This window comes from Amycolatopsis sp. M39, assembly GCF_001651785.1.
Taxonomy (GTDB): Bacteria; Actinomycetota; Actinomycetes; order Mycobacteriales; family Pseudonocardiaceae; genus Amycolatopsis; species Amycolatopsis rubida.
In genome coordinates this window covers 1-14,659 of the sequence record NZ_LWSF01000027.1, presented here as the reverse complement: position 1 = coordinate 14,659, position 14,659 = coordinate 1, and the positions used below count along the sequence as shown (strand labels likewise).

The 14,659-nt window shown below is 69.4% G+C and carries 16 protein-coding genes; 13 read left to right on the top strand and 3 right to left on the bottom strand.

Translation table 11 applies throughout. The features are described from left to right. The first annotated feature begins 1 nt into the window (after position 1). From A4R44_RS37040 to A4R44_RS37015, 6 genes are all read left to right on the top strand, one after another. The gene (locus A4R44_RS37040; protein WP_157905087.1) at positions 2-652 is read left to right on the top strand and encodes a superoxide dismutase family protein; all 651 of its coding nucleotides are present in this window, start codon (positions 2-4) and stop codon (positions 650-652) included. Between the two features lie 127 nt (positions 653-779). Beyond that, on the top strand, positions 780-2,228 hold the full coding sequence (gene mptB, locus A4R44_RS37035) for a polyprenol phosphomannose-dependent alpha 1,6 mannosyltransferase MptB (protein ID WP_067591548.1): 1,449 nt from the start codon (positions 780-782) through the stop codon (positions 2,226-2,228). Between the two features lie 179 nt (positions 2,229-2,407). After that, positions 2,408-3,085, top strand: coding sequence for a haloacid dehalogenase type II (locus A4R44_RS37030; protein WP_067591545.1), 678 nt, complete (start codon positions 2,408-2,410; stop codon positions 3,083-3,085). A 26-nt stretch (positions 3,086-3,111) separates the two neighbouring features. After that, complete coding sequence (locus tag A4R44_RS37025) at positions 3,112-4,662, top strand: hypothetical protein (protein ID WP_067591542.1); 1,551 nt, start codon at positions 3,112-3,114, stop codon at positions 4,660-4,662. 79 nt (positions 4,663-4,741) lie between these two features. After that, complete coding sequence (locus tag A4R44_RS37020; RefSeq protein WP_067591539.1) at positions 4,742-5,356, top strand: ClpP family protease; 615 nt, start codon at positions 4,742-4,744, stop codon at positions 5,354-5,356. After that, positions 5,353-5,943 carry a ClpP family protease gene (locus A4R44_RS37015; protein ID WP_009073577.1) on the top strand — a complete coding sequence of 197 codons (591 nt, stop codon included), beginning with the start codon at positions 5,353-5,355 and terminating at the stop codon, positions 5,941-5,943. The genes A4R44_RS37020 and A4R44_RS37015 overlap by 4 nt, the downstream gene beginning before the upstream one ends. An 89-nt stretch (positions 5,944-6,032) precedes the next feature. Here A4R44_RS37015 and A4R44_RS37010 read toward each other — a convergent pair whose 3' ends face one another. Both A4R44_RS37010 and A4R44_RS37005 read right to left on the bottom strand, forming a co-directional pair. Next, entirely contained in the window at positions 6,033-6,380 is a 348-nt protein-coding gene (locus A4R44_RS37010) for a helix-turn-helix domain-containing protein (protein ID WP_067591536.1), read from the bottom strand. 59 nt (positions 6,381-6,439) lie between these two features. Continuing rightward, on the bottom strand, positions 6,440-6,847 hold the full coding sequence (locus tag A4R44_RS37005) for a hypothetical protein (protein WP_157905086.1): 408 nt from the start codon (positions 6,845-6,847) through the stop codon (positions 6,440-6,442). A 127-nt stretch (positions 6,848-6,974) separates the two neighbouring features. On the opposite strand from A4R44_RS37005, the gene A4R44_RS37000 reads away from it, so the two are divergent. The 4 genes from A4R44_RS37000 to A4R44_RS36985 all read left to right on the top strand — a co-directional run bounded on the left by A4R44_RS37000 (position 6,975) and on the right by A4R44_RS36985 (position 11,160). After that, positions 6,975-8,309 (top strand): aminotransferase class V-fold PLP-dependent enzyme, encoded by a 1,335-nt coding sequence (locus A4R44_RS37000; protein ID WP_067591530.1) that lies wholly within the window; start codon positions 6,975-6,977, stop codon positions 8,307-8,309. Positions 8,310-8,600: 291 nt separating this feature from the next. Beyond that, a complete protein-coding gene (locus A4R44_RS36995) occupies positions 8,601-8,981 on the top strand; it encodes a hypothetical protein (RefSeq protein WP_067591527.1) in 381 nt (126 codons plus the stop codon). Between the two features lie 173 nt (positions 8,982-9,154). Then, positions 9,155-10,333, top strand: coding sequence for an MFS transporter (locus A4R44_RS36990; protein WP_067591524.1), 1,179 nt, complete (start codon positions 9,155-9,157; stop codon positions 10,331-10,333). Positions 10,334-10,347: 14 nt separating this feature from the next. After that, positions 10,348-11,160: an aldo/keto reductase gene (locus tag A4R44_RS36985; protein WP_067591521.1), complete on the top strand. Its 813-nt coding sequence runs from the start codon at positions 10,348-10,350 to the stop codon at positions 11,158-11,160. 340 nt (positions 11,161-11,500) lie between these two features. Here the strand turns inward: A4R44_RS36985 and A4R44_RS36980 are convergent, their stop codons facing one another. After that, positions 11,501-12,085 carry a dihydrofolate reductase family protein gene (locus A4R44_RS36980; protein WP_067591518.1) on the bottom strand — a complete coding sequence of 195 codons (585 nt, stop codon included), beginning with the start codon at positions 12,083-12,085 and terminating at the stop codon, positions 11,501-11,503. 71 nt (positions 12,086-12,156) lie between these two features. Here A4R44_RS36980 and A4R44_RS36975 point away from each other — a divergent pair, with 71 nt between their 5' ends. From A4R44_RS36975 to A4R44_RS36965, 3 genes are all read left to right on the top strand, one after another. Further along, positions 12,157-12,726, top strand: coding sequence for a TetR/AcrR family transcriptional regulator (locus A4R44_RS36975; protein ID WP_067591515.1), 570 nt, complete (start codon positions 12,157-12,159; stop codon positions 12,724-12,726). A 76-nt stretch (positions 12,727-12,802) separates the two neighbouring features. Continuing rightward, positions 12,803-14,053 (top strand): Dyp-type peroxidase, encoded by a 1,251-nt coding sequence (locus A4R44_RS36970; protein WP_157905085.1) that lies wholly within the window; start codon positions 12,803-12,805, stop codon positions 14,051-14,053. 30 nt (positions 14,054-14,083) lie between these two features. Next, a complete protein-coding gene (locus A4R44_RS36965) occupies positions 14,084-14,500 on the top strand; it encodes a MerR family transcriptional regulator (RefSeq protein ID WP_232791947.1) in 417 nt (138 codons plus the stop codon). Positions 14,501-14,659 lie beyond the last annotated feature (159 nt).

Genomic DNA, 14,659 nt, shown 5'->3' with positions numbered 1-14,659 from the left:
CGTGCGCAGAAAGAAGTTTGTGGCAGGCGCGTTGGGTGCCTGCGCACTGGTCATGGGCGTGGCGCCAGCGGCCAGCGGTTACGTCGGCGAGCAGTTGCCCGACACCGCCCGGCAGCCCGCCGGGGCGGCTTACCGAGGCGGCGATGCCGCCTCCGCCACGCTGAAGGACGCCAAGGGCAACGAGGTCGGCTCCGCGTGGTTCACCACCGACAGCCGTGCGCACTCCGTCTGGGTCGAGGTGTACCTCACCGGTCATTTCCCGCCCGGGTTCCATGGCATGCACGTTCACGAAAAGGGAAACTGCACCGTCGGCGATCCGACGAACCCGTTCACCGCGGCGGGCGGGCACCTGATGCCGATGGACCACCACACCGGACTGCCGATCGGGCAGCTGCCGCCGGTCCAGGTGCGGTCGAACGGCCGCGGGTATATCAAGTTCGTGCTGGACACCTTCACCCTGGATCAGCTCTTCGGTCCTGCCGGGACCGCGATCATCGTGCACTCGAAGCCCGACAATTTCGCGAACATTCCCGCCGACCGCTACAGCGTCCGGGGCGACCCCAACGCGCCGGTGCCGGACGAGAAAACCACGGCGACCGGCGACGCGGGCTCCCGGTTCGCCTGCGGTGTGATCACCCGCGACCAGAACTAAGTTAGTCCTTTGTGGACTTAAGCTCAGGGTGGTCGGTGAAGGCTCCTTGCGGGAATCAGATTCCCGCAAGGAGCCTTCACCGACCGGTAGCCGGGGTCGCGGAGGCGGCGGCTACTACGATCGACGCATGTCTAGTAAGGCGGTCACGCTCTCGCGGCCCGTGCGGTTCTTCAGTTTCGCGTCCGCGGCGAGTCTGCGCTGGACTGGCTTCGGCGGGGTGCTGCTGCTGGCCGTCGCGGTGTACGCCGGGGCCGCCGGGATGTCCGGGGTCCTGCCGTTCGCGGGCGGGATCGCCGGCGTCGGGCTGGTGGTGCTCGCGTGGGCATTGCTCGGCGGGCGTGTCCTTGCCTCGGACCTCCCCGGCGCGGGCTGGCTGAAGTGGACGCTCGCGTTGTGGTGCGGGCCGTTGCTCGTCGTGCCGCCGCTGTTCAGCGGGGACGTCTTCAGCTATCTCGCGCAGGGTGCGGTGGCCGCGCACGGGTTCGATCTCAACGTCGTCGGGCCGCGGCAAGCACTGGGCTCAGCGTCGGACATCGTCGGCCGGGTCAGCGTTTACTGGCGCGAGACACCGTCGCCGTACGGGCCGTTGTTCGGTGCGGTCGAGCGGGTCATCGCGCAGGCGTCCGGCGGGAATCCGATCGTCGGCGTCGCACTGCATCGGCTGATCGAGGTGGCTGGGCTCGTCCTGATCGCCTGGGCGGTGCCGCGGCTGGCGGCCGCGGCGGGAGCGGCACCGCGAGTCGCGTTGTGGCTGGGCGTGCTGAACCCGCTGGTTCTGTGGCACCTGGTCGCCGGGACGCACAACGACTCGCTGATGCTCGGCCTGATGGTCGCGGGCGTGGCGGTCGCGCTGGAAGCGCTGGGCGATCGGATTCGCTGGTGGCCGCTCGCGGGCGGGGTGCTGCTCATCGCGCTCGGCGCGGAGGTGAAGGTGCCCGCGCTGGTCGCACTGGCCGCGGTCGGAACGGCGATTGCCCGCCGCCGCGGGCGGATCGGCGAATTCCTGCTCGCCGGCGCGGCGATGGTCCTCGTCTTCGCGGCGGTGTCCGCGGCGGTTTCGCTGGCGTCGGGGATCGGGTTCAGCTGGGTGCCGGCGCTGACGACCTCGGGGGAGGTCAACAGCTGGATGGCGCCGACGAACTGGTTCGGCTTCCTCGTCGGCGGCGTCGGTTCGCTGTTCGGCGCGCACATCACGCAGACGATGATCGGTGTCGGCAAGATCATCGGGTACGTGCTCACCGCGGCCGGGATCGTCGTGGCGCTGCGGCGGCAGTGGACCGGCCGGATCGACGCGGTCCGCTCGCTCGGGCTGATGCTGAGCGCGGTCGTGATCTTCGGGCCGGTTGTCCAGCCGTGGTATCTGCTGTGGGCGGTCATCCCACTGGCCGCGTCGCTGCCCGCCGGCCGCGTGCGGTCCGTGGTGAGCACACTCGTCGCGGTGTTTTCCGTCGTGCTTCCGCCGGTGGGCGGCAACTTCAGCGGACGCGTCGGGTTGCTGGTGCTCGCGTACGTGATCGGGCTCGCGGTGGTGGTCGCGGCGTTCTTCACGCTGCGGAGAACCTCCACGGTGGACTGACGCGGGCTGGGCCAGACCGGCTCGCGCGGACGCGCTGGCCTGCTCATGTCCACTGTGGACATTGAACAGCTCGCGAACACCGTGGACAGGATGGCGCAGCCGCGTCGGGTCCACGGTTGGGCCGCGGCGGAACACGGGCGCTGGTTGCCCGGTGCGGAACGTCCGGATAGGTTGCGATCATGGATATCGAGGTGCTCGTGTTCGACGTGCTCGGCACGCTCGTCGACGAACCGGCCGGAATCCGCGCGGGGATCCGGAAGTTCGCGCCGTCGCTCGCCGCCGCGGAGGTCGAAGAGCTGCTTTCGGTGTGGCAGAAGCACGTCGAGCAGGAGCAGGTCCGCATTGTCGCCGGGGAACGGCCGTACGTCGCGAGTGATGTCATCGACCGGGAAGCCGCGCAGGCCGTCGCCGACGCAGCCGGTACTGGGGACGCCGCCGAATTGGCGCTGGCGGCCCGGCGGCTGCCGCCGTGGCCGGACACGGTGGATGGCCTCGCCCGTCTTGGCGAACGATTCCCGCTGGCCGGGCTGTCCAACGCGAGCCGGACCGTACTGCTCGATCTGTGCGCGAACGCCGGACTGCGGTGGCACACCGTGCTGTCCGCCGAGGACGCCCGCACCTACAAGCCCGCTCCGGACGTCTATCGCCTCGCCATTGACGTCGCCGGCCGCGCGCCCGAGCGGTTGCTGATGGTCGCGGCGCACGCTTGGGACCTGCGCGGGGCGCGGGAAGCCGGGTTCCGGACCGCGTACGTCAGCCGCCCGGTCGGCGACCCGCCGGGGCCGGCCGATCGGTTCGACTTCCACGCCTGCGGACTCGCGGACCTCGCCGATCAGCTCGAACACGGTCGCGACTGAGCCCCGGACCGGGCATGATCTGAGGCGTGACCGCGCCCCGGACGACCGAGCTCAGCGACTTCGAACAACGTCTGGTCGAATCGGCTCGCGAAGGCGAACTGCTCGGCGCCGCCCAGATCGACGTCGCCGACCTCGCCGAAACCGAAAACCCGGACCATATCCTGCGGGCGCAGGTCCTCCGCGACCTGCTGCTCGGCAGGCACGGCGACCTCGATCCGCGCGGGATCATGCTGGCCAGGGCCCGCATCACCGGGCTGCTCAACCTCGACGGCGTCACCGCGGCCGCCGGGCTGATGCTGCTCGCCTGCGTGTTCGACCAGCCAGTGCTCGCGCGCCAGGCGAGGCTGCCGCACCTGTACCTGATCGGCGGGCGGATGCCGGGCCTGCACGCGTCGCGGGTGCGGATCGAGGGGGACCTGCACCTGTCCGACGGCGTGCGGATCACCGGGGACAGTACGGACGGGGCGATCCGGCTGATCGGCGCGCACATCGGCGGGAGCCTGCTGTGCCGGGACGCCGACATCACGAACCCGGCCGGGCTGGCGCTGGAGGCGAGTTCGGCGGAGCTGGGCAGCGGGCTGTATCTGCACCGGGGAACCCGGATCACCGGCTCGTCGGCCGACGGCGCGATCCACCTCAACGGCGCGTGCGTCGGCGGTCCGCTGGAGTGTCAGAGCATCAAGGTTTCCAACGACCTCGGACCGGCCGTCGAGGCGGACACCCTGACAGTCGGCCGCAGCATGCTGATCCGCGATTCGGAGCTGAGCGGCAAGGGCGAGATCGGCGCGGTGCGGTTGCAGGGCGCGCAGATCGGCGGGCAGCTCGAGTTTTCCGCGACCACGCGCGTCACGTCGCCGGAAGGACGGCTGCTCGGGCTCTCCGACGCGAAAGCGACCACGGTGTTCATGCCGGACGAACTCGTGTGCCCCGACGGCAGCACGAGCGCCGAATGCGGCCATTCCGAGCTGGCCTGGCTGGACGGGTTCACCTACGCCGCCATCGATCCGTCGTTCGGCTGGCGGCGGTGGCTGCACCTGCTTCGCTGTCACACCGAGTACTACGACGCCACCGGTTACCAGAAGCTGGCAGCCGTCGAACGGACCGCGGGCCACGACGGCAACGCGCGCACCATCCTGATCGCGCAGCAGGACGACCTGCGCCGCCGTTCGCCGGAAGCGCTCGGCGGACGGATGTCGCGGCTGTTCCACTGGATCTGGGGTGCGCTGGCCGGATACGGCTACCGCGCCCGGCGCACGGCGGCGGCGTTGCTGCTCGCGCTCGTCGCGGCCGGAGCGCTCGGACTGTGGGCTGGGGCGACCGAAACCCAGCCTGGACATCATGCGGCGCAACGGGTCGCGACCGGTGCGGCGTGTTCCCCGGTGGAGCTGATCGGGCTGGGGCTCGACCGAGGCTTGCCGATCGCGCCGACCGGCTTGCGGAGCCGCTGCGACCTCGACACGGCCAGCGCCGCCGGGCAGGTGTTCACCGCGGCGATCTGGGGAGTGCAGGTCGCGGTGTGGGGACTGGCGACGCTGGCGCTGGCCGGGTACACGAACCTGGTGCGCAAAACCGCCTGACTTTCCGCGCTGCTCACAGCAGATCTGCCGTCGGCAGAGAAAGCGGACGCGACGGGCGCCGCGGCGGCAAGGTCGAGGCATGACCAACGAATCGACTCCGCCGATGTTCGACCAGCGGCTCCGGGAACGATTCCTGAGCCAGCGGGTCCTCGTACTGGACGGCGTGCTCGACGACGACAACGGGACGGTCCTCGCGACCCAGATGCTGTCCCTGGCAGGCGAAGACCCGGTCAAGGACATCGCGCTGTGGATCCACTCGCCCGGCGGTTCGGTCCCGTCGATGCTCGCGATCCGCGACGTGATGCGGCTGGTGCCGTGCGACGTTTCGACGCTCGCACTCGGATTGGCGTGCAGCGCCGGGCAGTTCCTGCTGTCCGCGGGCACTCCCGGGAAGCGCTTCGCCCTGCCGCACGCGCGAATCCTGATGCACCAGGGATCGGCGGGAATCGGCGGCTCGGCCGTGGAGGTCGAGGTACAGGCCGACGACCTGCGCTACACGCGGGACACCGTGCTCGGCCTCACCGCACAGGACACCGGACAGCCGTTCGACCGCATCTTCGCCGATTCCCTGCACGACCGGTGGTACACCGCCGCGGAGGCGCGGGACTACGGCTTCATCGACCAGATCGTCGACCGCCTGGAGCAGGTCGTGCCGGTGCGCACGCACGCGATGGGCCTGGGGGTACGCGCATGAGCACCTACACCATCCCGAACGTCGTGACCCGCAGCCCCGGTGGCGAGCGGATCATGGACGTCTACTCGCACCTGCTGTCGGAACGGATCGTGTACCTGGGCACGGCGATCGACTCCGGCGTCGCGAACGCGCTGATCGCGCAGCTGCTGTTCCTGGAGTCGGACAACCCGGAGCAGGAAATCAACCTGTACATCAACTCCGAGGGCGGCGACCCCGCCGCGATGCTGGCGCTGTACGACACGATGCGCTTCATCAAGGCCCCGGTGGCGACGACCTGCGTCGGCCAGGCAGTGGCGACGGGCGCGGTACTGCTGGCCGCCGGCGCCGCCGGCCGCCGATCGGTGCTGCCGCACGCTCGGGTGGTGCTGCACCAGCCCGCCGCACAGGGGCGCGGGACGATCCCGGACCTGATCCTGCAAGCGGACGAGGTGATCCGGGTCCGGACGCAGCTGGAGGAGATCACGTCCCGGCACACCGGCCACGACGTGGCGGAACTCCGGCACGACACCGACCGCGACCGTGTGTTCGACGCGGCCGGGGCAGTGGAGTACGGGCTGGCGGACCAGGTGATCGAAGCTCGTCCGTGAGGCGGGGCGCGGGCCGGTCTGGGGGTCCGGCCCGTGGCTTCACGCCTCGGCTCCGGCCGTCGTGGGCACTGGCCCGGTGGCGGGTCGGCTCAGGCGGCCATGAGCACCGGCCCGGCCGGACGTCGCGCAGGCCGCGGTCCGGCCACGCTGATCCGCCGCAGGTCTCCGGCGATCCCGCTCAGCAGACCGGCCAGGCCGACCCCGAGCGCACCGGTCACCGCGGCGATCATCTCGCTCGACGGTTCCTTCCGGCCGCGTTCGATCTCGGACAGGTACTGCGGCGAGATCCCGGCGCGCTCGGCGACGTCGACGAGCCGCTCGCCCTGGTTTTCCCGAGCGGCGCGGAGACTGCGGCCGAGCACCTCGCGCCACAGGGGTTCCGCCTCGTCGTCCCGGGCGGGGGCGCGGCGCTGGTGGAAAGGAAGGATGTCCGCCATAGGCCCAGCCTGGCATCCGCGCGGCCTTCGGCGACAGCGGTTCCGCTCTGGGCAGAACGTCAGCCCGCGACTTGATTGCCGAGCATGATCACGCCGAGCACCAGCGCGATCGCCGACACCCCGATGCCCACTCCCGACACCGGCTTGCCCGTGCGCCGTCCGACGACGCCGGCGAGTCCGCAGGCCAGCCCGGCCAGCCCGAACGGGAGCGCGAGGTACGCCCGGACGCCGGTCAGGTCGATCGGCAGCAGCGGGACCACGCAGCCGAGGACGCCCAGCACCAGCGACAGCACGCCCAGCCAGACACCGTTCGCCGGAGCGGGCAGGGCAGGCGGATAGGGGGAGTAGCCGGGGTACTGCTGGGCGTTCGGCTGAACCGGCCATGGCTGCGGCTGCCCGGTCCACTGCGCCGGTGGGTGTGCGGGTCCGGCCGGCGGCATTCCCTGCGGACGGGGTTCGTCAGGCATCGGAAAGCTCCTCACCGCGCGAAAGAAACGTCGTCACACCTTAGAGCGCGGGCGCGCGAAGCCCAATCCGCTTCCCGTCAGTCGGTAGGGTGCCCGAGGAAGCGACCCGCGACCGACGAGGTGACGCATGGACCGGCGCGAACTGATCGACCAGGCTCTCCGCGGGGTCGAGGCATGGGAACGCAAGTGGGGTCCGTTCACCCTGTCCCCGGCGAGCGAACCGGACGTCGATCTCCCCGCGCTGCTCGACGACTACGCCGCCCGGATGGACGCGTCCTTCCCCTTCTTCCACCCCCGTTACGCGGGCCAGATGCTCAAACCGCCGCATCCGGTCGCGGTCGCCGCCTATCTCGCCGCGATGGTGGTCAACCCGAACAACCACGCGCTCGACGCCTCGCAGGCCACCTCGCCGATGGAGGTCGAGGTGATCGCGGACCTGGCCCGGATGTTCGGGTTCGCGCAGCCGTCGCTCGGCCACCTCACCTCCAGCGGGACGATCGCGAACCTCGAAGCCCTTTGGGTCGCCCGGGAACTGGCTCCCGGCAAGGCAGTCGTCCACTCGCGGGACGCGCACTACACGCACGGCCGCATGTGCCAGGTGCTCGGCGTGGAATCCCGAGCGGTGCCAGCGCTTCCCGACGGGCGCGTTGATCTGTCCGCCGTCGAAGCGGAGGTCCGCGGCGGCGGGGTCGGCACGGTGGTGCTGACCCCGGGAACGACCGGGCTCGGGGCGGTCGACGACATCCAGCAGGCCCTTGCGCTGAAGGAACAGTACGGAGTCCGCCTGCATGTCGACGGCGCGTACGGCGGGTTCTACACCTTGCTGGGCGAGTACGAGGCCTACCGTGCGATCGGCTCGTGCGATTCCGTCGTCGTCGACCCGCACAAGCATGGGCTTCAGCCGTACGGATGCGGGGCGGTGTTGTTCGCCGACCCGGCGGTCGGCCGGTTCTACCAACACGATTCTCCTTATACCTACTTCACTTCCGACGAGTTGCACCTCGGGGAGATCTCCCTGGAATGCTCCCGTGCGGGCGCTGCCGCGGGCGCACTTTGGCTTACCCTGCAAGCCTTCCCACTGGAACGCGACCATGGCCTCGGCCGGTTGCTGGCCGCTTGCCGCCGAGCGGCGAGCGACTTCGCCGGACTGCTCAGGGAATCCGACCGTTTCGCGTTGCACCTTGAGCCCAGCTTGGACATCGTCGCCTACTGGCCGCGCCGGGCCCGGATGAGCGAGATCACCGAAGCCGCCAACGCCATCCTGCGGAACGGCATGGCGGACAAGGACAACCCGCTGTACCTGTCCACTTTGCGCGTTGACGCGGATGCGTTCGCCGCGCTGCATCCGGACGTCGAACGGGACGCCGAGACCGTCACCATTCTCCGCTCGGTGCTGATGAAACCCGAGCACGAGGCCTGGATTCCGCAGCTCAAGCAAGCGCTGGACCGGTTGGCGGAGTGAGTCCCGGACAGCGGGACTGACCCGCTCGATCCGGACGGACCGCCGGTTACCTCGGTCGCAGAGCGGTCGAGGGGGTATTACGTCGCGATCGTCGTGGCGATCGCGCTCCTGACCGAGAACGCCAACTTCTTTCGTCCGGGTGGGCCTGCCCGACATCGCCGCCGCCTTCGGGACCGGCCAGGTGGCGCTGGTGATGACCGTCGTCCTCGTCGCGTCGCTCGTGTTCCTCCCGATCGCCGGGAAACTCGCCGGCTCGCTGGCCCGGGGTACTGGCTTTTCCTTACCGGACGTGTGCTCCAGTCCGCTTTCGTCGTCGCGTTCGGCGGTCCGCTGCTCGGCGGCGGGATGGCAGTGCTCGTGCTCGGCCTGGTCGAGAAGGCGTATCTCGGTTACGCAGTGGCGCTTTCGGTGGTACTGCTGCTTGTGTCGGGCACCGCCATTTTCGTCACCACCGCCAACAGTTCCGTGCTCATCCCACAGCTGCTCAGGACTCCGCACGTGCCCGGGATCGCCGAACGCGGTCTCGGCATGAACGCTCTGGAATACGGTGTGAGCTACGGCCTGCCGTTCGGTCTGGCCGGCGCGGCCGCGGGTTATGCCGCTGGATGGGTGTGCCGGAGATTCGCGCCGAGAACTGCTCCGATTCTGTCGCCGCTGCGGCTTGCGCCGTAGGAGTCTCCGTTGCCCTGAGTTCGCCGCCCGGGCCGCGTCCTCTCCTCGTGCCTCCCCGGGCCGCCAGCAACTGTGACTCTCATCAACAACAAGCGCCAACAACATGCCGCGTATGCAACTATTGCCAAGGCCGACAAGCGGCACCAACACGTAGACCAAGGAGACGCGGGCTCATGCCACTGGCACTGGTAGCGCTGGCCATCGGGGCGTTCGGGATCGGCACCACCGAATTCGTGATCATGGGCCTTCTCCCCGAGATCGCCGCCGACTTCGGAGTGTCCATCCCGGCCGCGGGGCTTCTGGTGACCGGGTACGCGCTCGGAGTCGTCGCCGGAGCGCCGGTGATGACCATGCTCGGCACGAAGATCAATCGCAAGACCATGCTCATGCTGCTCATGGGCCTGTTCATCGCCGGGAACCTGCTGTCGGCGGTCGCGCCCGTGTTCGGGGTCATGCTCGCCGGGCGGATTGTCGCCTCGCTTGCGCACGGGGCGTTTTTCGGGATCGGCTCGGTCGTCGCGGCGGAGCTCGTCGCGCCGGACAAGCGGGCCGGGGCGATCGCGATCATGTTCACCGGGCTCACGGTCGCCAACATCGTCGGCGTGCCGCTCGGCACGTTCGTCGGGCAGGCGGTTGGGTGGCGGGTCACCTTCGGGATCGTGGCGGCGCTCGGCGTCGTCGGGCTCGCCGGGGTCGCGAAGCTGGTGCCGGACCTTCCCCGGCCCGAAGGGGCGCATTTGCGCAAGGAACTGGCCGCGTTCCGGAACGTCCAGGTGGTGCTCGCGATGGCCATGACGGTCCTCGGCTTCGGCGGGGTCTTCGCCGCGATCACCTACATCGCCCCGATGATGACCGAGATCGCCGGATACTCGGCGGGCGCGGTGACCTGGCTGCTGGTGCTGTTCGGCATCGGCATGTTCCTCGGCAACCTGACCGGCGGCCGGTTCGCCGACCGCAAGCTCATGCCGATGCTCTACGTCAGCCTCGGCGGGCTCGCGATCGTCCTGGCTCTGTTCACCGTCACCGCGCACAGCAAAATCCTCGCCGCGGCAACGATTCTGCTGATCGGTGCGCTCGGCTTCGCCACTGTGCCGCCGCTGCAGAAGCGCGTTCTCGACCAGGCACACGGCGCGCCGACGCTGGCGTCCGTCGTCAACATCGGCGCGTTCAACCTCGGCAACGCGCTGTCCGCGTGGCTCGGCGGCGTCGTGATTTCCGCCGGATTCGGCTACACCGCACCGAACTGGGTCGGGGTCGCGCTCGCCGGTTCCGCGCTCGGCCTCGCCTTCCTGTCGGCCGCTCTCGAACGCCGTCCGCGCGTCGCGGCGACCGAACCCCTCGTCCAGCACTGAGAAAGGCAACTCCCATGAAGATCCGCCTCAACAACGGCGTCGAAATCCCGCAGCTCGGCTTCGGCGTCTTCCAAGTCCCGGACGACGAGACCACCGCCGCGGTGGCCAGCGCGCTTGAGGCCGGCTACCGCAGCATCGACACCGCCGCGATCTACGGCAACGAGGCAGGAGTCGGCCGCGCCATCGCCGAGTCCGGGATCTCGCGCGACGACCTCTTCGTCACCACCAAGCTGTGGAACGAAGACCAGGGCTACGACTCCACCCTGCGCGCCTTCGACGCCAGCCTCGCGAAACTCGGTCTCGACTACGTCGACCTCTACCTGATCCACTGGCCGGCACCCGCCCGCGACCGCTACCTCGACACCTGGCGCGCCCTGGAACACCTCGCCAAGAACGGCCGCATCCGCGCCGCGGGCGTGTCCAACTTCCAGCCCGCCCACCTGCGCCGCCTGCTCGACGACAGCGGCCTCGTGCCCGCGGTCAACCAGATCGAGCTGCACCCCGGTCTGCAGCAGGCCGAACTGCGCGCTTTCCACGCCGAGCACGGCATCGCGACCGAAGCGTGGAGCCCGCTCGCCCAGGGCGCGGTCCTGACCGACCCGGCGATCACCGAAATCGCCGTGCGCACCGGGAAATCCGCCGCGCAGGTGGTGCTGCGCTGGCACCTGCAGCTGGGCAACATCGTGATCCCGAAGTCCGTGACGCCCGCCCGGATCCGGCAGAACCTCGACGTCTTCGACTTCGAACTCACCGACAGCGACCTCGCCGCCATCGCCGCCGCCGACCGCGGCCTGCGCACCGGGCCGGACCCGGATCAGTTCACCTGACGGATCGCCGCGAGGCAACGGAAAACCGCTTCCTCGACGCCGCATCAGATGCACGCCAGGCACTCGATGCGGCGATTGACCCTCCGGGCGCGGCTCGGTCCAGGCTGAGGTGGAGATGCGGGGCAGTTGGGTGTGGTCGCTGTGTCGGCCGAGGTGGAGATGTGCGGCAGCTGGGCCTGGGCCGCCGTGTCGGCCGAGGTGGAGATGCGGGGCAGGTGGGTGTGGTCGCTGTGTCGGTCGAGGCGGAGATGTGCGGCAGCTGGACCTGGCCGCTGTGTCGGCCGAGCGCGGGCCGGCCTGGCCGATCCGCCCCGGAAAGCCGCGGCCACCGCCAGTCCGCCTAGTTCCGCACAAGCCGGGTCGCCGTGACCCCGTTCGGAAATGCCGTCCGTTCCGCCACCGAAAACACCGCCGGGTCGAACCCGCCGTCCACCATCGGGATGCCCGCACCGGCCATCACCGGATAGCTCTTCAGCACGATCTCGTCGATCTCCGGCAGCAGCGCCCCGGCCAGTGTGCCGCCGCCGCACAGCCAGACGTCCTTTCCGGTTTCCTCCTTCTTCAGCTCTCTCACCAGGCCGACCGGATCGCCGGGGACGACGGTCACCGCCGGGTCGAGGTCCGGTTTCAGGGTGCTCGACACGACGTACTGGCGCAGGTGCGCATAGGGACTGGGGACGCTCGGATCGAGTTGATGGGTCGCGCGGCCCATCAGGACGGTGTCGAACCGGCGGTTCGGGGCGTCCTCGACACCGGCGACGGCGCGGAAGGCGGTCGGGACGGTTTCCGGGTACAGCGTGCTCATGAATCCCATATAGGCGGCGGTCTGCTGGGCGTCGCCCTGCGGGAAGAAGTCGAACTCGCCCGCGGGGCCGGCGATGCGGCCGTCGAGGGTGACTGCGATGTAGTACACGAGCTTTCGCATCTGGTAACTCCGTTTGTAGTACTATGAATGAAGTGGTTTGAACCGTACAACTACAACTGGAGTGGTGTCAAATGGTGCGGAGGAACGACCAGCGGCGGGCTGCGCTCGTCGACGCGGCGATCGAGGTTCTGGCGCGCGAGGGTGCGCGCGGCCTGACATTCCGGGCGGTCGACGGGGAGGCCGGCGTGCCCGCGGGTACCGCGTCGAACTACTTCGCCAACCGCGACGAGCTGTTCACGCAGGCCGGGGCTCGGGTGTATGAGCGGCTGCAGCCGGAGGACGACTCGCTGCCGCCTGGGCTCGGGGACCGGAAGTCGTATGCGCGGCTGATGCGCGAGCTGGTCAGCCGGATCGCGGCGTTTCGCACCGGATATCTGGCGTTGCTGGAGCTCAGGCTCGAGGCCACTCGGCGGCCGGAGCTGCGGAGGGTGCTGACGGAGCGGGTCCGGGCCGATGTCGAGGGGAACGTCGCCTACCACGTGGCGTCCGGGCTTCCCGGCGACGCCACCGCGGTCAAGCTGCTGATTCTCGCGTTGAACTGGTTGATCGTCGAACAGCTGACATTGCCGGACGTTTTCTCCGAAGCGGAACGGGAGCAATTGATCACCGAGGCGGTCGAACGGATCATCGGCCCCGAATAGGGGCTATCCGGGAGAAAGGGAACCGGTTCCCGGCCCGCTCCCGACCGGCAATTTAGGTTTGCCTATCGTAATCTGCGTGCAGTGGGCAGACGCGGTTCCGAACCTGATGATCGGCTTGCGCGAAGGGCTGGAAGCAGGCCTCGTGGTGAGCATCCTGCTGGCCGCGCTGCGCAAGATGCGGCGACCCCAAGACAGTGCGGCAGAAGCGGTTTCCACCGCTCCGGTATGGCTGGGCGCAGTGACCGTGGCGGGCAGTTTAGCCGCAATTCTCACCTTTTCCACCGATGTCCTTTCTTCCCGGGCACAGCAGATCGTCGGCGGCTCGTTGAGCGTGCTCGCGGTATTCCTCGTCACCGGCATGGTGTTTTGGATGCGGCGGACCGCGATGGGGCTTTCCGCGCAATTGCGCGGCGAGGTCGAACGCGCGGTGGCGATCGGCGCGGGTGCGCTTGCGCTCACCGCGTTCCTGGCGGTCGGCCTCACTGTCACGGTTTCGTTCGGCGCGAGCCTCTTCGATCGCGTCGGCCTCGCTGCGCGGAAACCGAAAAAGCTGACCCCGATGAAGATCTTCCCGGACGACACGCCGGAAGCCGCCTGGATGCACGGGGACCTGCTGATCCAGCTGTGCGCCAACAACCCGGACACCGTGCACCACGCGCTCCGCGACCTCACCCGGCACACCCGCGGCGCGATGCAGCTGCGGTGGAAGATGCACGGCTACAACCCGCCGCCGCGACCGTCCGGCGCGGGACGGAACCTGCTGGGGTTCAAGGACAGCACGGCGAATCCGGTCGGCGGCGAGGCGGGCGGGCTGGTGTGGGTCGATGATCCGGCCGAGCCCGCGTGGGCGCGCGGCGGCAGCTACCAGGTGGTGCGGCTGATCCGGATGCTGGTCGAGTTCTGGGACCGGGTGTCGATCAACGAACAGGAGAAGATGTTCGGCCGCCGCCGCGATTCGGGTGCCCCGCTCGACGGCAACGCCGAGACCGACAACCCGGACTACGCCGCCGACCCGAAGGGCGCGGTGATCCCGCTGACCGCGCACATCCGCAAGGCCAACCCGCGCACGCCCGCCACCGGCGACCAGCGCCTGGTCCGCCGCTCCTACAACTACGACCTCGGCGTGGACGCGAACGGGGAACTCCAGGCCGGGCACGTGTTCGTCTGCTACCAGGAGGACGTGCGGCGGCAGTTCGAGACGGTGCAGCAGCGGCTGGCCGGCGAACCGCTGGTGGACTACGTCCAGCCGTTCGGCGGCGGCTACTTCTTCGCGCTGCCGGGCGTCCGCGACCAGGCCGACTGGTACGCCAGCGGTATGTTTAGTTAGGCTAACCTTGCTTATGGTGGCCGAGATGCGGTGCAATGGGGCGTGGACCTGTACTCGATCGGCGAGGTGTCGGCGCGCTTCGACGTGCCGGTGTCGACGCTGCACTACTGGGAGAACTGCGGCCTGATCGAGCCGCACCGCCGCTCCGGATGGCGGTTCTACGACCGGGACCAGCTCTACCGGATCGCGCTGATCCGCACCTGGCGCGAAACCGGCCACCTGAGCCTCGACGAGATCGCGGCGCTGCTCGGGGCCCACGGCCAGCCCGGCGACTGGCGGAGCACGGTCGCCTCTCGGATCGAGGCGATCCAGGAGCAGGTGACGCGGCTGCTCGACGCGCAGGCGTACCTGCACCACCTCATGACGTGCCGACACGAAGGCGCCCTGGACGAGTGCCCGCGTTTCCGCGCCGGGATCGACTTGCCGGTCGCGAAGGCGGCCAAGTAGCCGCACAGGCGGCGGTGGTCCGTAAAAGACTCCCTGAGCGCAAGCACGCGAAGCCCCCTCGCAGCTGGTGGAGGGTCGTGAGGGGAACCCTGACGGAATCAGATTCCCTGAGAGGGTGTTGTGGAACCTGGTGGTCGGTTGGGTGTGTCGGTGGTGGTA